Source organism: Wolbachia endosymbiont of Drosophila ananassae (assembly GCF_008033215.1).
GTDB classification, from domain to species: domain Bacteria; phylum Pseudomonadota; class Alphaproteobacteria; order Rickettsiales; family Anaplasmataceae; genus Wolbachia; species Wolbachia pipientis.
In genome coordinates this window covers 767,186-786,525 of record NZ_CP042904.1, presented here as the reverse complement: position 1 = coordinate 786,525, position 19,340 = coordinate 767,186, and the positions used below count along the sequence as shown (strand labels likewise).

The window sequence follows — 19,340 nt, the reverse complement described above, 5'->3', positions numbered from 1 at the left end:
ATAGTTGATTCTATTTTTTTATAGTCAAAGTAAAAGGGTTAATACGATAACCATGTGATGATCTTTGCCAACCAAGTGTTTGTATTACATCATCACGTTCAATACTTAATCCTAATTTCTCAGCAAGTATAGATTTGATTGTTCTTTGCATCTTATTTAATGGCTTTCTGATTTGTTGTTCTAAATCTGCTTCTAAATTAAGTCCCAAGAGCTTTTCTAACTGATTAATATTGAGAAGCGTATGTTTTTCAGGTGGTAACTCTTTCTCGCAGTCATGTAAAAATTGCCTAAATAATATTCGAAAAATATTAAGACATGATGCAGCTTTTTTATTTATAACTTCAATACTATTAACATATACCATACCTTTAACTACTTGTAACTCCAAAAGCTTTGTTGGTATAATTGGTTCAATACGTTTAAGCGAAATATATGAAGCTGGTAAAACTTGCAAAGAAGTATTTTCTACTACCTCTGGTACTCCTCTTTTAGCTGCTTCTTGAAATATCTCAGTTAAAGTTTTAAGCTGACAAAACAGTTTCACCATTGGCACTACATATAAACTCAATAATAGATTCGGTATATCTTTTTTTAGAGTTATTAGAACTGTCGGATGGACTCTAAGTTTATCTATTGTTAAAAATATCGCATCAGTACAAAAATCAAGGATTATTAGATTTACAATGCGACCTTGATTACAAATATAATAAACTCCTTTTTCTACTTTTTCCCACATAAGTCTTGAATCATTCAACTTTATTTCAAACCAGTCTATGATTCTCTCTGTATTTAAGTATATGGATAAGAGATGAAATCTCTGTTTTTTATAAGTATTAGGCAAAATATGACGAGAGCAGTTTTCACAAATAGCGTCATCACATGCTTCATCAAAGTCTGGATCAATAAAAATCTCATTGCTACAACTTGGATCAATTACATTCGGCCAATCAAGATGATCTTCTTCACGAGAACAAACAATATAGCACCTTTCTTGCATTTTTATCAATCCAAGATCAAATAAGTATCTTGCTGCTTTAATATGATTTTGACTTGGATTGATCCAGGAATTATTCAAACTTAAAAGATCAGCAATTTGCTCGTGAAAGGATTTTAAGACCATAAGATTGTTCCATATGTTTCTTCAGGTCCTCTCTTTCTTTTTTATTGAGTGGATGCTCTGAATAATAAACTTCCCCACTTATTTTGAAAGAAAATGTTACCTTTTTGTTTTGGAACATTACTTTAGCTGATTGAATAGATTGTAGTATGTTGCCAATAGCTGGCTTTAAAATATGTAACTCTGGTGCAATAGGATCATATGGCTTTACACTCAAAGTAAGATATGTATTACTATTTTTAAAATAATCTGACTTAAAATTTAACTCAAATATACAAATGTCAGGGTCAGAACCATCTATACATGCTTGAAGAAATTTGTACACTTGTAATGGAAAGTTCTTATCTTGTATATTTACAAAAGTACATTCGCAGTTAAAATAACCACTTACAATACTATTTGCTATTTCCACAGCTTTATTGGTATTTTTAGCACAGAGATTAACCTTTGTACCATCAATCGAAAAATCTAAAATCATCCACTCAGGTTTATGGCCATGAACAACTTTGTTTGAATTAAGCAGTAAATCCATGTCACTTCCTCGACGTACAAACATATATATCCGATCTTGATGATGGAAAAAACCCTGCAATTGGTTTTCAAACTTCAGTATCTGCTCTACAGCTTCTTGTGACATAAATTCCTTGAATGAAGTGTTTATTTGTCTTGGTGATTTCTGTAGAGCAAATGATACGAAACCTCTCTTTTGTACTTTATCAAAGTGATAGACAGATTTTAGAAGTTCACAATTTATGTGAAATAGTAAAAACAATAAGGATCTTTTATCATACTTGGTATTGTTTTTTACCAGGTACGATCTCATTAACTTCTCAGTCAGAGCAAATCTTGCTACTTCACTAACTGTAGCCTCAAGTTTTGTACGATCAAAGTAGCTAATGAGATAATAGTCAAAAAGAGAGTCAGAGTAACTGGTAAGTATCTTACGTTTTTGTTGAGTGGATCTATCGTCATAATTTCCGTCCTGAAAAAGTTGCCCATTTAAATGATTTTTAAAGCAATGCTGAAAAATGATGCTAAGTTGTTTACCAGAAAGGGAATCTAACCAAGATTGACGTACATTAGAATCCTGAAAACGTTCTAGTAAGAGGTTAACAGGAACTTCTAAATCACTCTCCCAGAATTCATTACTTGGATAAACATTCATGATACTTTAAATAAGCTATATCATATATAATATGATAATTTAAGCAAAGATTTTTTGGACATAATTTTTTCAAATCTTGTATATTTATTAGGGAGAATTTGTGTGAACTAGACAGCTTTCTTAAATAAGGTGTGCGTTGATTTAGTTTAATAGGAGTCTCCTAACCTTATAAAAAAACTCACAGGAAGAAAAACATGCAAAAAGGGGAATTAACTATTAATTGCCGTTATGAACCTCACAGATTGGCGAGTACATATTTGGCAAATGCTTATGAACAATTATTGAAATATAAAATAAAGGAGGTAGAAGAAAATGGTAACGGTAAGCTTGTATGCAAGAGTTTCATCAAGACAACAGGCACAGGAGAATACAATAGAGAGTCAGATTGTAGAACTGGAGCGTCGCATTAGTAGTGATGGACATGAGTTATTAGATGAGCACAGGTTTGTCGATAATGGTTATAGTGGATCAAATTTAGAACGTCCTGGCTTAGAGAGTTTACGTGATAGAGTAGCAGAAGGTAAGATTGATAAGATATATATTCATTCACCTGATCGGCTATCACGTAAATTTTCATATCAAATGATCTTACTCGAAGAGTTTAAAAAGGCTGGATCTGAAATAGTATTTTTGAATCATAAGTTTGATGATAATCCTGATTCCCATTTATTTCTACAGATTCAGGGAGCAATAGCAGAGTATGAACGTGCAAAGATTATGGAACGAAACCGTAGAGGTAAACTTCATGCGGCCAAAGCTGGGTGTATAAGTGTGATGGGTAGGGCGCCTTACGGTTATCGCTACATAGCAAAACATGTAGGTGAAGGAAGTGCTCAATTTGAGGTTGATGAAGAAGAGGCAAATATAGTGCGTAAAATATTTAGTCGGGTTGGCCAAGAAAGAGCAAGTATAGGAGAAGTTGTACATGAACTGAATAAGATACCGATAATAACACGAACAGGAAAAAGGTATTGGAAAAGGAGCACTATTTGGAACATGTTAAAAAATCCTGCTTATATAGGACAAGCAGCTTATGGTAAAACTAGGACATGCTCAAAACCACAAGTAAAAAAATCAAAAAAAGGAACTTGTGGTAAACTTAAAAGTGGTCGCTTTAATAGTGATAAAGAGAATTGGACTTATATTCCAGTACCAAAAATAATCAATGAAAATTTATTTGATTCAGTGCAAACACAATTAGCTGAAAATAGACAAAGAGCAAGAGTACGGCAAAGAAGAGAAACATATTTATTACAAGGTTTAATGGTATGCCAACGTTGTCAATATACTTATTGTGGTACAAACCACGTTCATAAAAAGTCGACATATTATTACTATCGTTGCTCTGGTACAAACTCTAGCAAATTTAATGGCAATAAAATCTGCGATAATAAATCAATACGCACTGATGTACTCGATACAGTCGTATGGGAGGAAGTTAAGAGTATATTAAAAGAGCCAGATAGGATTGCAAATGAATATCAACGTAGATTGTCAGAGAACAAAAAACCTTTACATAATCAAACACGTGAAAAGCAAGAAAGTAAGTTAAGATTAAGTATCAAAAAATTTATCGATAGCTATGCCAAAGGGTTTATAAGCCAAGAAGAATTTGAGCCAAGAATTACAACAATGAAACAGCATTTGAAAGAAATTGAGGAGGAAAAAGAAAAAGTACTTGATCAAAAGAAATTACAACAAGAATTGAGCCTTGTTACAGATAGCTTGAAAAACTTTTCCTCAAGTGTTGAATCAAAGCTTGATCAAGTAGATTGGCAGACTAAGCAAAATATTATTAGAATGTTAATTCATCAAATTGAAATCAACCACAACCACTTATACATAGTATTTCGCATAAAAAGTCTTGCAAATTTTGATCAAAATAGGCATAATAGAATTATGCAATGTTGTACTAGCAGTCAATATTGTTGGATTGCCAGATAAAACTGTTGCGGAATCCAAAGAACGCATCAGAGCAGCGTTAAATTCAATCAATCTACTACTACCTCCAAAAAGAATTACAGTTAATCTCTCCCCTGCGGATTTGCTGAAAGAAGGCAGTCATTATGACTTGGCTATTGCTATTGGACTACTTGTTGTAATGAATGTGATACCAGTTGAAAAAGTTCAGTCTTATATAATCATGGGTGAACTGGCTCTTGATAGCAGAGTTATTCCAGTTTCAGGTGTGCTGCCAACAGCAATTAATGCAAAAAAGGACAATAAAGGAATAATTTGCCCGAGAGGAAATGGTGTAGAAGCTGTATGGGTGAAGAATGTTTCAATTCTGGCTATAGAGAAATTAACTGATATTATCAGACACTTTAAGGGTGAGCAATTAATTCAGCCAGTAATTTTTAATTATAGTGATGCACCCAAAGAAAAAAGATTGGTTCCCGATATGAAGGATATCAAAGGCCAAGTTGTTGCAAAAAGAGCAGCTGAAATTGCAGCAGCAGGTGGGCATAATATGCTTCTTGTTGGCCCTCCTGGTACTGGAAAATCAATGCTTGCTAAGCGCTTTATAGGATTGCTGCCTGATTTAACCGAACAGGAGATGATTGATGTTAATATTATTTCCAGCATAACAAAAACTGGTAATGAAATATTCAAAGTAACTCGTCCCTTTCGTGAACCTCATCATTCATGCTCTATGCCAGCGATGATAGGGGGAGGAAAGAATGCAAAACCTGGAGAAATTACCATGGCTCACAATGGCGTGTTATTCCTTGATGAGTTGCCAGAATTTCCAAGACTTGTGCTTGATTCTCTGCGCCAACCACTTGAAGATAGAAAAGTTACCGTTGCAAGGGCAAATGCTCACATAACCTACCCTGCAAATTTTCAACTGATTGCTGCAATGAACCCTTGCAGGTGCGGTTATTTAGGTGATGCAAGCAGATCGTGCAACAAAGCTCCAAAGTGTGGCACAGATTACAAAAACAAAATATCAGGCCCATTGCTTGATAGAATAGACATATGCATTGAAATGCCAAACGTTAGCATACTCTCTCCTGAAATCTCTGTGGAGGGAGAAAGTACTAAAATCATAAGAGAAAGAGTGATAGCAGCAAGAAAAGTTCAAACTGAGCGCTATAGTGAATTAAATATTCGTTGCAATTCAGAAGTAAGCGGTGAAGCATTTAATAAATTTACTGAACCAGATCAGGCAGGGTTAGAATTGCTAAAATACGTACTGAAAGAAAATTACATTTCCAATCGAGGCTACACACGCGTATTAAAAGTTGCAAGAACTATTGCAGATCTTGCAAAAAGTGAAGAAGTAAAAAGAGCACACATTGCTGAAGCGCTCAATTACAGAATAAAGGTATATTAAAAAATTAGTTTACTTGACAGGCAATTTTTTTTACTATATGCTTCCTTAATGAAATTTTAACATTCTATTTAAGGAGTAGAGTTATGGCATTAACAAATTATGAGTATGGAAAAGGGGATGGCATTTTTTATGCTATTCCACAAGGATATATACAAGCTGAAAAATACTGGGGAATTCCCGGTGCTGCTAGTGGAGCTGGTCAGTACGCTATGCATAATAAAGGGAGAACAGCATTATTTCCGCTTGCAGTTGCAAGTGTTGTCTTTACAGCAATGCATATGAAAGCAGGCTTTGTTAGTGCAGCAGAAGCTTCTGGGTTTCTTGCTAAGACTGCCAGTTACTTTGTTGGAACAAATCAAGCAATAGCTGCTTCATTACCTGGATTTATCGGAACAGGTGTTGCTGGTCAGATAGTTGCGGGTGCCATAATGGCAATTGCTGCAGTTGCTGCTGTTTATGGAACATATCAAGTTGCCTCAAAATTAAAAGATGTTGCAGTTGAAGCATTGAAAGGGAAAGGTCAGGAAGTATAATAATCTTCAACAAAATAAAAAGGGATAGGTTTCTGTCCCTTTTTATAAACGTTTTCTATTTTTTGCATCGGTTAAGTGATGTCATCTAAGAATCTAGTTATTATAATTAACGGCACTTATTAGTATAAATGTTAAGAATAAGTAAATCCCGTTTACTGTTTACGCCTATAGAAGTGAAAAGTATTTGCATATTATTAAAAAAGCGGTAACTTATTATCAAGTGAATTCGCTAAATTTGAGTAATTTAAATGTCTATTGATCTTAGTCTGCCGGAGTTACCTATATTGCACCCAAGGATTACCGTTGTGGGAGTGGGTGGTGCTGGTGGAAATGCTGTGAATAACATGATCCAATCTAATTTGCAAGGAGTGAATTTTGTTGTCGCAAATACCGATGCTCAAGCACTAGAAAAGTCGTTATGTGATAAAAAAATTCAGCTTGGCATTAATTTAACTAAGGGGCTTGGTGCTGGTGCTTTGCCTGATGTTGGCAAAGGTGCAGCAGAAGAGTCAATTGATGAGATTATGGAGCATATAAAAGATAGTCATATGCTTTTCATCACAGCAGGAATGGGCGGTGGTACTGGAACCGGTGCAGCACCGGTAATTGCAAAAGCAGCCAGAGAAGCAAGAGCCGCAGTTAAGGATAGAGCGCCAAAAGAAAAAAAGATATTGACTGTTGGAGTTGTAACTAAACCGTTCGGTTTTGAAGGTGTGCGCCGTATGCGCATTGCAGAGCTTGGACTTGAAGAACTGCAAAAATACGTGGATACACTTATTGTCATTCCAAATCAGAATTTATTTAGAATTGCAAATGAAAAAACTACATTTTCTGATGCATTTAAACTTGCTGATAATGTTCTGCACATTGGCATCAGAGGAGTAACTGACTTGATGGTCATGCCAGGGCTTATCAATCTTGACTTCGCTGATATAGAAACAGTAATGAGCGAGATGGGCAAAGCGATGATCGGCACCGGAGAGGCAGAAGGAGAAGATAGAGCAATTAGTGCTGCAGAGGCTGCAATATCTAATCCATTGCTTGATAATGTATCAATGAAAGGTGCGCAAGGAATATTAATTAACATTACTGGTGGCGGAGATATGACTCTGTTTGAAGTTGATGCTGCAGCCAATAGAGTGCGTGAAGAAGTAGATGAAAATGCAAATATAATATTTGGTGCTACTTTTGATCAAGCGATGGAGGGAAGAGTTAGAGTTTCTGTTCTTGCAACTGGCATTGATGGTCGCAATAATAAATCAGAAACTTCACCTATAAGTCAGAGCGAAGACTCAGAGAAAGAGAAATTTAAGTGGCCATATAGTCAAAGTGAAAGTACACAAGACAAAACACTGGAAACAAAACCAGCTGAACAGGTAAGCGAAGGAGCTAAGTGGGGCAGCAATATCTATGATATACCAGCTTACTTAAGAAGAAAAAAATAATGCAATTTTGGCTACTTAAGTCAGAGCCAAGTGAATACTCATGGCAAAAAATGGAAAAGGAGCAGGTAGTTGAGTGGGATGGTGTGCGCAATTATCAAGCTCAAAATTACATGAAAATTATGAAAGCAAGCGATCTTGCGTTTTTTTATCATACAGGTAAAGAGAAAGCAATACTTGGAATCGTTGAAGTATTTAAAGAGTATTATCATGTTAATGATCCCAAGTTCGGATTAGTGAATGTAAAGTTTTTGAAACCTTTAAATAACCAAGTAACGTTAAATAATATAAAACAAAACCCACTTTTGAAAAATATGACTATATTAAAACAACCACGTTTATCAATTGCCCCAGTTTCGGAAATTGAATGGAATGAAATAATAAGGATGAGTGATGTGTAATACCTGTCATTTCAGTTCCTAAATGATGTCATCTCAGCACACAACGCACAGCTGTATGAATATTTGTCTCGAAGGCAGTGCATTAAACGTTATAGCCGATTTTGCATCAAACACAAAGGTGTCATTCCAGTGCTTGACACTGGAATCCAGCCTTAATGCAACCACATTAAAGCCGTTGTGTTTTAATATAAGATTAGCTACTTTTATATTCACTAACTTGATGTCTAATCAAAATTCCTGGATCCCAGTGCCTAGACACTGGGATGACATCCTTCTAGTGTACAATATTCGTACAGTTGTGTACATGACACAAGGGTCTATAACTCTTCTTTTTTGGATTCCAGTGTCAGCTATTTGCATGACACCCTTACTGATGTGTCACTCATGTTAGAAGTAAATATTCTTGACAAGAAATGGTGCAGCATTATAGAAAATCCTAAAAATTTTGTATTAGGTGTCATCAATGCTTCTCTAAAAGAATTAAAAATAGACCACTATAAACCAAATATATCAATAGCTCTGGCTGATGATGACTTGCTACATCAACTTAATTTAAAATTTAGAGAAATGGATAAGCCAACTAACGTACTATCATTTCCGTATGAACAATTGTCTAATGAGTGCGATTTAGGAGACATAGCAATTTCAATAGACACAATAAAAAGAGAATCGCATGAGTATTATATACCCATTCTTGCTCACATTGCACACATGTTAGTGCATGGATTACTGCATTTACTTGGTTATGATCACCAAAAAAAAGATGAAGAAATTATAATGAAAAATCTAGAAAGAGAGATTTTAGCTTCGCTTGGCTACAATATGTGTGCGATTTAAAAGGAATTTAATAAAAATATAGTAGATGATAATAAAATATGTTATCTACAAAGGGTTTTAGCTATAAACAATAAAAGGTAAGTGATATGGTTCAGTTTTCTTTGCCAAAGAATTCTAAAATTAATCAAAAGGGCAAAATTTATCCTATTCCTGCTAGAGCAAAAAACATCAGAAGATTTCAAATTTACCGTTGGTCTGCTGATGACGAGAAAAACCCTAGAATAGACACATTTTTTATTGATATGGATAGTTGTGGCCCTATGGTACTTGATGCATTAATAAAAATAAAGGATGAAATAGATTCGACTTTAACTTTCAGACGTTCTTGTAGAGAAGGCATATGTGGATCTTGTGCCATGAATATTGACGGAACCAATACTCTTGCATGTACTAGATCTATACATGATATAAAAGGTGACGTAAAAATATATCCATTACCTCACATGTATGTAATAAAGGACCTAGTCTCGGATTTGAGCCAATTTTATGAGCAATACAAATCAATTAAACCTTGGTTACAAGCAGATAAGCCTGCCCTACCAAATAAAGAATACTCTCAATCTTCTGAAGATAGAAAAAAATTAGATGGCTTGTCCGACTGTATATTATGTGCTTGCTGTTCGACTGGTTGCCCAAGCTACTGGTGGAATAGTGATAAATTTTTAGGACCAGCAATACTATTACAAGCTTACAGATGGATTGCTGACAGCCGTGATAATAAGACAGGTGAAAGACTTGATGTTTTAAACGACCCATTCAAGTTGTATCGTTGTCATGCAATAATGAATTGCACAAAAACTTGTCCTAAAGGACTTAATCCAGCAAGAGCAATAGCGAAAGTAAAACAGCTCATGGTAGAGAGAGAAGGAGTTTAAGTATTATCTTTTGCATTCTTCGTAAGAGAACAGCAAACCTTCCGAAGCGTAGGGTATTGTTAATACCCTGAACGCTTTTCCGTTTGTGAAGTGCATCGTATCATCGTACGATTCAAATAATTTTTTGAACAACTCATGTCTTTGGTTACTAATAGTTTGAAAATCCTCTTTTTCTAAAAGCTTTTTAGATTCGAAGAGGTAAAGCATAACTTCGTGATAAGTTGGGTAAGATGCCAAAAATTTTGGGTCAAATTGAAAGGTTTTTATAAAAGCATTATTATAAAATTTTAGCTTTTGATTCTTACTATATATTACTATAGCAACCGGTAACCTCTCAAGCAAATTTTTCTGTGTAGCTAAATCACTGTTTAATTCAGTATATAATTTCTCTGCATCACTAACATCTTTCCCATACATTACTATGCTACCAGAACCTTGTATTGGAATTTTAACAAAATCGAAAACCTTAGGTTCGTTCTTATAAGTTATGACATGTCTTCCTGGTTTTGTGCTATGAGCGCTACCGGTAATAGCAAATTTCTTAGAACCATCTACATATTTATCATAAAACAAGTTATAAAATTCCACCTTTCTACTCTTGTTATATCTTAGTATTGGAAATGGTAAAGAGTTGAAAACGTTTTTATAGCTCTCCACTTCCTGTGTAAGCTTACTATTTTCTAACTCAAGTCCGTTAGCCTTTATCTTACAGTCTGAGACATTCCTTATCCATAACAGCACACCTATCACATTGTTAGAATCATCTATTATGCTTCTACCGTAACATATGCAATAAACCTCACTGTCTTTTGACTTTAAATCTAGAGTAAAAGATTTATTTATTTCCTTTGCCTCAACAAAATTTTTGATTAAGCTTTCTGATTGCTCAAAAAAATTCACAAACTCATTAAATGAGTAAAAAACAGTATTAAGCAAAATTAGTAAATTGGGAGAGAACTTTTCTATACGTTTTTTTGCATCCCAAATATAAAACCCATCATTCACAGTATCAATTAAATTATTTATGATAACATTTTGATGCTGTAAGTTCTTAATCTTATTACTAATTTTTAATTTAGAATAAGAGAGAAAGAATAATATTAGAATCAATATTAAAACCACTTCATACAAAAAAAACATAGCACTTTTAAAACAAATGTAAAAATTTGTAACCGCTCAGAATTATGCTGAAGAGGTATATAAGTAAAGATTGCCTAACATTTGAAAGCCCAATCTCTTATAAAGGTTCACAGAAGATTTCATACAATGTGCTACTATATATTTGCATTCAAGCTGTTTAGCTATCTTTATTCTTTCTAAAACTATTTGGGTACCTATTCCACGATTCCTGTAAATTGGTAAAACTCCATCACTATAAAAACCAGCTACGCTATCTTGAACATAAAGACCGCATGTCCCAATAATTTCATTATTTAGTGTTACAAGAAAAAATCTTAATCTTGAGTTCTTATCATCATAATTTGATAATCCGCGAAAAAATGTGCTGACAATTCCAACGCCATGATAAAAAATTTTAGAAGTGTGTAGATCTAACTGTTCTAAGAGGTTGCTACCATTCACAGCATTTAACCTCAAGTTTGGAATAACATCAGCAGGTAAAAAGTAATTTTTCATATTAAGTAAAGCTTTTTTTGGTGTGCTAACGTGTTTTATTTCACACTTTTCTAAAATATCTCTTATTTTCATATGTGAATTTATTACCCATGTTGCTTCTATATCTCTTGTTCTGAGATAATCTAGAGTTTTTTGTATAGAAAGCTCGGTACATTGATCTCCACAGAACACAAAATTAAATAATGACTCCCTGGTACCATTTATTGTAAATATGATGTTATCAAATTCATCGTGTACTTCCCACTCAGATAAATTCGCTGTGTACAGTATATAATCCTTTAGATTTTGAACAATTAAGCTTGAATAATAAATTTTTTTATCCTGCATACACCAACAATAAACAATAAAAGGCTCCTATAAGAACACAGGCTAAAATTGCAGCTATAACGTCATCTAGCATAATACCTAAAGGACCTTTGGTATTTTTATCGATTAAATTTATAGGCCACGTTTTTATTATATCAAAAAACCTAAAAGAAAAAAAGCACAACAACAATGAAGAACAATTCATCTCTTGGCTTAACAATATCGAAACTAAAAGTATCGTCAGCAATTGACCAACCACTTCGTCAATTACTACCTCTTTTGGATCACATGAAGTCTTGTAATGTTTTATATAATTACCTGTAGACCATAATCCAATTAAGAATAAAAAAGAAATAATTGCTGCACCTAAAATTTTGTTGCTCAGGATTACAGGAACAAGCGGAAAAGAAGCCAAACTACCCACAGTACCTGGCATTTTTTTTACTGTTCCAGACAGCCACCACGTTGATATTAATTTATATAAAAATTTCACAATATATCCAAATACAAAATTAACTTATAAGAACAGAAATAGTATCCTCTATAGAGGCGCTTTCATACAATAATCTATAGACCGCTTCACATATAGGCATTTTTATCTTTAGCTTTCCTGCTAAATTAAATATGGACTCAGCAGTGCTAAAACCTTCAATCACTGACTTGCCTTCTGACAAAATCTGCTGAACATTAAAGCCATTGTCACTATTACCTATTTTAAACCCAAAAGATAAGTTTCTTGAATTCAAGGATGTGCATGTCATAATTAGGTCACCCAGACATGCTGGCCCAAGTAGTGTATTTATATCCACACTACCGTCACCAATTTTTGCTGAGTATAAAGCCTTAATTTCGCTCATACTTTTCGTAATCAATGCTGCATGAGCATTAAACCCAAGTTTACTACCTAGAACAATCCCACACGCTATAGCAAAAACGTTCTTTAACGCTGCACAAATCTGTACTCCTATAATGTCGTTACTAAACTCCAATTTAACATTTTCTTGTTGCAGCTCTGATACTAGCTTTGAACCTAATGTGTTATTTTGGCATGCAAGAACCATTGAATAGGGTAATTTTCTTGCAACTTCTACAGCAAAGCTAGGACCTGAAAAAATAGCAATAGGATTGTTAGGTAAAATTTCATTTACTATTTCACTAGGTAATTTTAATGTAGACTTTTCTATTCCCTTACAAGCTAAAATTATTGCTACATCTTTTTTCAGATTACAATTATGCAATTGCTGACATACCTTCCTCAGAGACTGAGTGGGAACAGCGAGGATTGTTACTGAAGCATTAATTGTGTCTTCAATAGCCAATTTTACTGACACATTATCAGAAATTCGACAACCGGGTAGCTTGTCACTTTCTCTTTTCCCGTTGATTGATTCAAATGTAGTTTCATTGCGAGTCCACAAAATCACATCTTTCTTACTACCTAATGAAATTGCGATTGCTGTACCCCATGCACCAGCACCTAAAATTGATATTGCCACACAATATTCCTGAAAATATTACTTATACTTTAAAATAGTAGGATAAGTAAATTAAAAATATAACACAGACATATAGAATAGTTAAATATTTATTAACCGAAGTATTCTTTTAATAATAGTAACTTTAATTCAATATTTACTAAAAATATTATTACTATCATGGTATGTCTATTATATTTTAGATCTATTTATATAACTTTGGAACAATATATTTACTATTAATTAATAAGTGTAATTTTGATCATTTGTTAATAAAAATTTGATTTATTACTTTCCTTAGTTATATATATTACTAAAATTATAAATTATTTATGGGGTGTAAAATATGCGTATATTATTAATTGAAGATGATCAAGTAAGTGCAAAGACTGTGGTTAACGCCTTAACTTCTGATGGACATTTCTGTGACGTTGTTACTTCTGCACAAGATTATAACAATAATATGGTTTCCTCAAACGGAGATTACTATGACCTAGTTATTTTAGATATACACTTGCCTGGTGATATTGACGGATATGATATATTGCTAAGACTAAGAAGTGCAAAAATCAAAGTTCCTGTCTTAATACTTTCATGTATATCCGCTGTCAATCACAAAGCTAAAGGACTCGGGTATGGTGCCGATGATTACTTAACCAAACCATTTCATAAAAGTGAGTTATTAGCTCGAATTAAGGCCATAGTGCGTCGTACTAAAGGCCATCCTGAATCGGTGATAAAGATTGGTAATATAAATATCAATTTTGATCACAGGATTGTTGAGGTGAAAGGTAAAACGGTTCACCTTACTAATAAAGAGTATTCTATGATAGAATTGCTAGCACTGCGTAAAGGAACAGTATTAACAAAAGAAATGTTCTTAAATCATCTTTACAATGGCTTAGATGAACCTTCAGATAACAAGATAGTTGATGTTTTTATGTGCAAATTACGTAAGAAACTTGAAAGTGCAAATGATGGAAAAAGCCACATAGAAACCGTTTGGGGCAGAGGGTATGTTCTGAAAGAGTATATTGATGATGATGAATATTCTAATGTTAATGTAGGCGAAAGTAGTGATGGCTATCAAGCAGAACAAGTGAAGGACAACGCATGAAATGCCTACACATTTAAATATAGCATGGCTTATATCGCACGTATCATGTGAACGCCTAGGTGAAATATAAGCCGAGTTCTGTTTATGTAGCTATTTATCTGGAGTAAATGTTACCATTTACCGCATGCGATTTACCCGAGTAGATATGAGGAAAACATAAAATCTACTTCTATTTAATCTTGCTCCTAGTGTTGGTTACTCGACTACCAATGTTGCCATTGCCATGGTGTGCTCTTACCACACCTTTTCACCCTTACCTAAAAATATTTTAGGCGGTAATTTTCTGTAGCCCTATATCTGGAGTTACCTCCGGCGGGCATTACCCGTCACTATTTTTCCTTGGAGCCCGGACTTTCCTCTGCTATGTTTATCACACAACAGCAGCTACTTATTTCACCTAGGAATTATACTTTAACATGAAAATCACAAAAGCAAAAGACAATTTCCTAACAGTCTACATATTAAAAACATTTAGACAAATAGCTAAAGGTGATATTCCGGCACATCATCACTATCCCAAGATAAGCTTTTTTCACTTTTAGACTCCGCTTCAGTTAGTCAAGAGCCTGGTCCACCGCTTGAAGACGATGAGCTACTTCTTGATCGACTACTACTTTCTACTGATATACTATTTAGCACTGTTTCAGATTGATATATAGTTCGCATTCTGTTACCAGTGGTAAAAATTTCTTCATCGCTACTTGAAGATGATCGCCTTCTATAACCCAAATCAGTTAGTTCTAATACAGGAGCAGCATTACGACCCTTAACATATCTATATGCTATGAATCCTATAATTCCAACAATACCTATTGCTCCAACCAAAGATCCCCCTATCATTCCTGCCTTATTAGACCCTATAGCAAGTTGAGTAGGTTGTGGTGAAGAAGTAGACTGAGGAAGTAAAGTCGTGGTGAATATAGGAGTTGTTGACTCTTTTGTTCTAGTACTTGGTATACTAAATACTGTTTGTGTAGTTTTCTCTGAGCTTGTTGTTGGCGCAGTTGGTTCCACTGTTACTGTGCTTGTTTGAGTCGTTGACTCTGTTGAAGGTTTATTCGTTGTAGAAGTAGGTGCAACGGCTTCTGTTGTTGGTTTCACTGTTACTGTACTTGTTTGAGTCGTTGACTCTGTTGAAGGTTTACTCATCGTAGAAGTCGACGCACCAGTCGCTGCTGTAGGTTTTACAGTACTTGTCTCAGTCCCTGAAGTTACTATCGGCACACTAGTTGACGTTGTAGCAACCGTGGTCGCTTGTGAAGTAGTAGTTGTTTTTGCTACTGTCGTTGACTCCGTTGAAGGTTTACTTATTGTAGAAGTAGGTGCAACGGCTTCCGTTGTCAATTTAGTAGTCTTCACAGCGTCGGTTTCTGCTGTGCTAGTAATTGCAGCAGTCGGCGTTTTCTTAGAAGTCACAACCGTTTCTGCAACAGTTATAGGAGCCACGGTACTACTAGAAATAATATCTGGCGTTAATCGACCGTTAATGATATTAACAAAATCACTGAGAGTTTTGATGCTATTTGCCGGTATTATTGTTGCTTCAGAAGATTTTCCAGAGCCGTTTTGATTAAAAGTTACAATATTTTCTCCACTTACCGCAGTTACGATAAAACCACCCTGACCGTTGCCTTTAATATATAATTGCTCTATAGGATCTGTAAATTGATAGATAGGAAAATCTGACACTGATCCATTTTTAAGTGGAGTTGCTATATGTAACCTCTGCTCATTAGCTGATTGGTCATTTTCAAGAAAAGCAACTAGATCATTTCCTTCCGTTTGTTCAACATACTGCAAAAAGCTTATTTCATGTTCTCTAGAAAGAGATAGTGCTTTATTATCTATTTGACCTTTTCGATTACCAAGTAAAAAGCCATTAACTCCATCCTTCAGACCCTGAATCACTTTAGCCATATCAAATTTAAAAATACGTGTTTTTCTCACCTCTTGATTTTCCTTAGTAATCCTTTTGCTCACTTGCGAATAAAGCATCGTGTTTCCATTTAATGCCAATTGCCCCTGATTATCAAAATTGAACAATTTTCTTTCTGTAACACCTTTTTCTCCAGTCAATACCTTAAATTTTCCGCTCTCGCTTGACTTTAAGTACCAAGAAACTAAAGTTTGATCCTTTAAGTTATGGGCGATTACAATTACGTCACCATTACCAACTTTCACTGCTCTTGGTTGAAAGTAACTATTGCCCACATTTGCAAGACTATTATTATCAATATTCTTTTGTAATTTTCTTTTATCTAAATGTTCAACTGAAGGAGTATTAACTGATTGTTTAATTCCGTAAGTGTTAAAAGATAAGCCTTTAACGCATTTTTCTCCTTCTTCGCTAATTCCTTCTTCAGGAAAGATAACTCCAACTTTATCTATTTCAGCTGAATCTTCTATTAATGTGAGAGATAATTGATCTTTGAATTCATTTGCTACGCTGATATTTGTACCACATTCGTATGTTTTTGATTGATATAATGGACTAATAAGTAATTTTACTTTACTGCTCCCATTACCATTATCTTGATAGCTGAGTCCGTAAGCAACTCCATTCCCCTCAATTAATTCTACGTTTGTTGGATTAAAACCTATCGCTTCTTTAATTTCCGGTGTATTTGAGTTGATCCCGAGCAATCTTCTTAATATAGACATAATTTTATTTAAAATATTAATAAAATGCTATTATGATTACTCCTGTGTGTTAATGTCAATGAAAATTTTAACTAAAATTAAAAAATTAATATAATATTTTATACTAAAAGGTAAATATAAGCTTGAAGAGGGCTAAGAAGCTTTATGCTATTTCTCAAAAAACCAACAATTGCAATCATTGGTTCTACAGGTATAATCTGTTAAAGTTTACACGAGTCTCATGAATGATAGAAAAAGAAGAGCAGTTTAGTTTTACATCAGAAAACCTCAAGAAAGCGGGAAAGTTTATAGAGATGTATCCCAAAGGTAGAGAAGGTAGTGCTGTTATGCCTTTACTATATCTGGTTCAAGAGCAATGCGGATGGGTTTCTGAATCTGCTATGCGTTATGTTGCTGATATGCTGCATATTCCACATATTCGTGTATATGAAGTGGCAAATTTTTACACCATGTATAATTTAAAACCAGTAGGCAAATATCTAATACAAATTTGTAGAACAACTCCTTGCTGGTTGTGCAATAGTGAAGAAGTTTTAAATACCTTTAAAAAAAAACTTGGAATCAATATCGGTGAGACTACTAAAGATAATTTGTTCACTTTAAAAGAAGTTGAATGCCTAGGTGCATGCATTAATGCTCCCGTTGTGCAGATTAATAATGACTTCTATGAAAATCTTACTCCTGAGAAAGTAGAAAACATCATAGCAGAACTTTCAGGCAAATAGATGAAAGAAGAATTTGCATTCAAGATAATCAAGCAATCAGGTTCTGCAAGAGTTGGCATTATTAAAACTCCAAATGGAAACATAGAAACACCAGCATTTATATTTTGTGCAACCAAAGCTGCTATTAAAGCTGCAGATATCGAGAGAATCAGAGAAGAAGGTACTCAGATAATACTTTCCAACACCTATCACCTAATGCTTCAACCAGGAGAGAATACTGTTGCAAAACTTGGTGGTTTGCACAAGATGATGGGATGGAATGGGCCAATGCTAACTGACTCAGGTGGATATCAGATATTTAGCTTAGGCCACGGATCAGTTTCGGAAGAGATAAAAGGAATAAGAAAAAAACAAAAAACTTTGATCAAAATTAATGAGGATGGGGCAATTTTTCGTTCTTACATCAATGGCAAAACTTATTGCTTAACTCCTGAAAAGTCTATACAAATTCAACAAAAATTAGGTGCAGATTTAATCCTAGTTTTAGATGAATGCACTCCATTTCACGTAAGCAAAGAATACACAGCAAAATCAATGCTCATGAGCCACAGATGGGCTGAACGTTCTTTAAATGAATTTGAAAAAAACAATAATGGCAAGCAGGCACTGTATGGAATTAGTCAAGGCGGAATATATCACGATCTGCGTAGAGAAAGTTGTGATTTTATCAACAATTTACCATTTTTCGGCCAAGCAATAGGTGGATCACTTGGTCAAAGTAAAGAGCAGATGTACGATGTAGTTTCTTTCACTATGGACCACTTGAAAAAAGACAGGCCTACTCATTTGCTTGGTATCGGTGGGATTGTGGACATCTTTCATGGAGTAAGTCTTGGAATTGACACGTTTGATTGTGTGCATCCAACTCGTTTGGCAAGGCATGGTGGTGCGCTTATTAAAGTAAAAAATAGAGATTCTATTTCTTCAAAGTGCAAAGAGCATATCAATTTGCGAAATCAACAATTCGAGCTGGACGATAACCCAATTGAAAGTGACTGTTTATGTTTTACCTGCAGAAAACATTCAAGAGCTTATATACACCATTTACTGAAAGCTAAAGAGCTCCTGGCTTACACGCTCGTTACCATTCATAATATTTTCTTTATGAATAAGTTAATGGCATCAATAAGGCAGGCAATATTAGATGATAGGCTAGATCAGGAGAAAAATAATTGGATTAGTGAAATACCATTGCACTTTGATTTGGCCTCTCTTTAAGTCTTTTCTTCATTAGACTTCTTGCATAACCATATAACGAACTTTTATTGGAAATAGAAACGAAAAAACTTACTTGACAAACTCCGCCAGCCCCCTTATCATGAAACTGAAGCTATTTATTTATCTTCTCTGTACAGATTAAATGACAAAAAAACTCACGTATCTGGCGTCTCATGTTTAATTTTTTGCACTATGTGCACCTTATGTCTTTATCAAACTTCTACCTACATAAGCTGAAACGCGCTTATAAAGCGTTTCAAACATAAAAAAACGCCAACTTAAAAAATGGATAGTGAATAACTAGCTACCCTAGGGTTTCTTTTGCCTTTTTTTCTGTTTAGTAAATTTCTTAACGTTTATAATTTAGATTAGTTGCGGTTTAAAAGCAACTGAATCGCGGTTATTAAGTGTTTAGAATAAAAAAACGCCATACTTGAAAGTATAATGTAAGTAATTAGCTAACCACGGGGCTTCTTTTGCCTTTTTTTTTATTTGG

18 protein-coding genes and 1 other RNA gene are annotated in these 19,340 nt (G+C 34.4%); 10 read left to right on the top strand and 9 right to left on the bottom strand.

All coding sequences use genetic code 11. From position 1 onward, the window contains the following. Window positions 1-10: 10 nt before the first annotated feature. Together EA652_RS03835 and EA652_RS03830 are read right to left on the bottom strand one after the other, a co-directional pair. Complete coding sequence (locus EA652_RS03835) at window positions 11-1,120, bottom strand: hypothetical protein (RefSeq protein ID WP_012673262.1); 1,110 nt, start codon at window positions 1,118-1,120, stop codon at window positions 11-13. Continuing rightward, on the bottom strand, window positions 1,086-2,282 hold the full coding sequence (locus EA652_RS03830) for a hypothetical protein (protein WP_007549549.1): 1,197 nt from the start codon (window positions 2,280-2,282) through the stop codon (window positions 1,086-1,088). Before EA652_RS03830 ends, EA652_RS03835 begins: the two co-directional genes overlap by 35 nt. A gap of 312 nt (window positions 2,283-2,594) precedes the next feature. Between EA652_RS03830 and EA652_RS03820 the strand changes: the two genes are divergently transcribed. The 5 genes from EA652_RS03820 to EA652_RS03800 all read left to right on the top strand — a co-directional run bounded on the left by EA652_RS03820 (window position 2,595) and on the right by EA652_RS03800 (window position 7,995). Continuing rightward, window positions 2,595-4,226, top strand: coding sequence for a recombinase family protein (locus EA652_RS03820; protein WP_012673261.1), 1,632 nt, complete (start codon window positions 2,595-2,597; stop codon window positions 4,224-4,226). Beyond that, window positions 4,147-5,619 carry a YifB family Mg chelatase-like AAA ATPase gene (locus tag EA652_RS03815; RefSeq protein ID WP_147435546.1) on the top strand — a complete coding sequence of 491 codons (1,473 nt, stop codon included), beginning with the start codon at window positions 4,147-4,149 and terminating at the stop codon, window positions 5,617-5,619. Before EA652_RS03820 ends, EA652_RS03815 begins: the two co-directional genes overlap by 80 nt. 83 nt (window positions 5,620-5,702) lie before the next feature. Then, window positions 5,703-6,152, top strand: a complete 450-nt coding sequence (locus EA652_RS03810; RefSeq protein WP_007552865.1) for a hypothetical protein — start codon at window positions 5,703-5,705, stop codon at window positions 6,150-6,152. A gap of 248 nt (window positions 6,153-6,400) precedes the next feature. Continuing rightward, window positions 6,401-7,597, top strand: a complete 1,197-nt coding sequence (ftsZ, locus tag EA652_RS03805) for a cell division protein FtsZ (RefSeq protein WP_010962790.1) — start codon at window positions 6,401-6,403, stop codon at window positions 7,595-7,597. Next, complete coding sequence (locus EA652_RS03800; RefSeq protein WP_007549395.1) at window positions 7,597-7,995, top strand: EVE domain-containing protein; 399 nt, start codon at window positions 7,597-7,599, stop codon at window positions 7,993-7,995. Before ftsZ ends, EA652_RS03800 begins: the two co-directional genes overlap by 1 nt. A 228-nt stretch (window positions 7,996-8,223) precedes the next feature. Here EA652_RS03800 and EA652_RS07550 read toward each other — a convergent pair whose 3' ends face one another. After that, the gene (locus EA652_RS07550) at window positions 8,224-8,355 is read right to left on the bottom strand and encodes a hypothetical protein (RefSeq protein ID WP_255322244.1); all 132 of its coding nucleotides are present in this window, start codon (window positions 8,353-8,355) and stop codon (window positions 8,224-8,226) included. Window positions 8,356-8,379: 24 nt separating this feature from the next. Here EA652_RS07550 and ybeY point away from each other — a divergent pair, with 24 nt between their 5' ends. Together ybeY and EA652_RS03785 are read left to right on the top strand one after the other, a co-directional pair. Then, window positions 8,380-8,832, top strand: a complete 453-nt coding sequence (gene ybeY / locus EA652_RS03790) for an rRNA maturation RNase YbeY (RefSeq protein WP_010082473.1) — start codon at window positions 8,380-8,382, stop codon at window positions 8,830-8,832. Window positions 8,833-8,918: 86 nt separating this feature from the next. Next, a complete protein-coding gene (locus EA652_RS03785; RefSeq protein WP_012673259.1) occupies window positions 8,919-9,707 on the top strand; it encodes a succinate dehydrogenase iron-sulfur subunit in 789 nt (262 codons plus the stop codon). Between the two features lie 3 nt (window positions 9,708-9,710). Here the strand turns inward: EA652_RS03785 and EA652_RS03780 are convergent, their stop codons facing one another. The 4 genes from EA652_RS03780 to EA652_RS03765 are packed head-to-tail and all read right to left on the bottom strand — an operon-like array spanning window position 9,711 to window position 13,144. Beyond that, complete coding sequence (locus tag EA652_RS03780) at window positions 9,711-10,847, bottom strand: hypothetical protein (protein ID WP_006280096.1); 1,137 nt, start codon at window positions 10,845-10,847, stop codon at window positions 9,711-9,713. A gap of 42 nt (window positions 10,848-10,889) precedes the next feature. Continuing rightward, on the bottom strand, window positions 10,890-11,669 hold the full coding sequence (locus EA652_RS03775) for a GNAT family N-acetyltransferase (RefSeq protein ID WP_121721688.1): 780 nt from the start codon (window positions 11,667-11,669) through the stop codon (window positions 10,890-10,892). Continuing rightward, window positions 11,659-12,141, bottom strand: coding sequence for a phosphatidylglycerophosphatase A family protein (locus EA652_RS03770; RefSeq protein ID WP_006279290.1), 483 nt, complete (start codon window positions 12,139-12,141; stop codon window positions 11,659-11,661). Before EA652_RS03770 ends, EA652_RS03775 begins: the two co-directional genes overlap by 11 nt. 19 nt (window positions 12,142-12,160) lie before the next feature. Then, window positions 12,161-13,144 carry an NAD(P)H-dependent glycerol-3-phosphate dehydrogenase gene (locus tag EA652_RS03765; protein ID WP_006280098.1) on the bottom strand — a complete coding sequence of 328 codons (984 nt, stop codon included), beginning with the start codon at window positions 13,142-13,144 and terminating at the stop codon, window positions 12,161-12,163. A 325-nt stretch (window positions 13,145-13,469) separates the two neighbouring features. Between EA652_RS03765 and EA652_RS03760 the strand changes: the two genes are divergently transcribed. Continuing rightward, window positions 13,470-14,240, top strand: coding sequence for a response regulator transcription factor (locus EA652_RS03760; protein ID WP_006280099.1), 771 nt, complete (start codon window positions 13,470-13,472; stop codon window positions 14,238-14,240). 51 nt (window positions 14,241-14,291) lie between these two features. Here EA652_RS03760 and rnpB read toward each other — a convergent pair. Both rnpB and EA652_RS03750 read right to left on the bottom strand, forming a co-directional pair. Beyond that, an RNA gene (gene rnpB, locus EA652_RS03755) (RNase P RNA component class A) lies at window positions 14,292-14,641 on the bottom strand. 157 nt (window positions 14,642-14,798) lie between these two features. After that, window positions 14,799-16,901 carry a hypothetical protein gene (locus tag EA652_RS03750; RefSeq protein WP_012673258.1) on the bottom strand — a complete coding sequence of 701 codons (2,103 nt, stop codon included), beginning with the start codon at window positions 16,899-16,901 and terminating at the stop codon, window positions 14,799-14,801. 224 nt (window positions 16,902-17,125) lie between these two features. On the opposite strand from EA652_RS03750, the gene nuoE reads away from it, so the two are divergent. Then, complete coding sequence (gene nuoE, locus EA652_RS03745) at window positions 17,126-17,626, top strand: NADH-quinone oxidoreductase subunit NuoE (RefSeq protein ID WP_007551984.1); 501 nt, start codon at window positions 17,126-17,128, stop codon at window positions 17,624-17,626. Beyond that, on the top strand, window positions 17,627-18,844 hold the full coding sequence (gene tgt, locus EA652_RS03740; RefSeq protein ID WP_012673257.1) for a tRNA guanosine(34) transglycosylase Tgt: 1,218 nt from the start codon (window positions 17,627-17,629) through the stop codon (window positions 18,842-18,844). It begins immediately after the preceding gene. Window positions 18,845-19,340: the final 496 nt, after the last annotated feature.

What these genes read in the sequence shown, in the direction of transcription:
- EA652_RS03835 (WP_012673262.1), bottom strand. Translation starts at nt 1,120, where the DNA reads ATGGTCTTAAAATCCTTTCACGAGCAAATTGCTGATCTTTTAAGTTTG.
- EA652_RS03830 (WP_007549549.1), bottom strand. Translation starts at nt 2,282, where the DNA reads ATGAATGTTTATCCAAGTAATGAATTCTGGGAGAGTGATTTAGAAGTT.
- EA652_RS03820 (WP_012673261.1), top strand. Translation starts at nt 2,595, where the DNA reads ATGGTAACGGTAAGCTTGTATGCAAGAGTTTCATCAAGACAACAGGCA.
- EA652_RS03810 (WP_007552865.1), top strand. Translation starts at nt 5,703, where the DNA reads ATGGCATTAACAAATTATGAGTATGGAAAAGGGGATGGCATTTTTTAT.
- ftsZ (WP_010962790.1), top strand. Translation starts at nt 6,401, where the DNA reads ATGTCTATTGATCTTAGTCTGCCGGAGTTACCTATATTGCACCCAAGG.
- EA652_RS03800 (WP_007549395.1), top strand. Translation starts at nt 7,597, where the DNA reads ATGCAATTTTGGCTACTTAAGTCAGAGCCAAGTGAATACTCATGGCAA.
- EA652_RS07550 (WP_255322244.1), bottom strand. Translation starts at nt 8,355, where the DNA reads ATGCAAATAGCTGACACTGGAATCCAAAAAAGAAGAGTTATAGACCCT.
- ybeY (WP_010082473.1), top strand. Translation starts at nt 8,380, where the DNA reads ATGTTAGAAGTAAATATTCTTGACAAGAAATGGTGCAGCATTATAGAA.
- EA652_RS03785 (WP_012673259.1), top strand. Translation starts at nt 8,919, where the DNA reads ATGGTTCAGTTTTCTTTGCCAAAGAATTCTAAAATTAATCAAAAGGGC.
- EA652_RS03780 (WP_006280096.1), bottom strand. Translation starts at nt 10,847, where the DNA reads ATGTTTTTTTTGTATGAAGTGGTTTTAATATTGATTCTAATATTATTC.
- EA652_RS03775 (WP_121721688.1), bottom strand. Translation starts at nt 11,669, where the DNA reads ATGCAGGATAAAAAAATTTATTATTCAAGCTTAATTGTTCAAAATCTA.
- EA652_RS03760 (WP_006280099.1), top strand. Translation starts at nt 13,470, where the DNA reads ATGCGTATATTATTAATTGAAGATGATCAAGTAAGTGCAAAGACTGTG.
- EA652_RS03750 (WP_012673258.1), bottom strand. Translation starts at nt 16,901, where the DNA reads ATGTCTATATTAAGAAGATTGCTCGGGATCAACTCAAATACACCGGAA.
- nuoE (WP_007551984.1), top strand. Translation starts at nt 17,126, where the DNA reads ATGATAGAAAAAGAAGAGCAGTTTAGTTTTACATCAGAAAACCTCAAG.
- tgt (WP_012673257.1), top strand. Translation starts at nt 17,627, where the DNA reads ATGAAAGAAGAATTTGCATTCAAGATAATCAAGCAATCAGGTTCTGCA.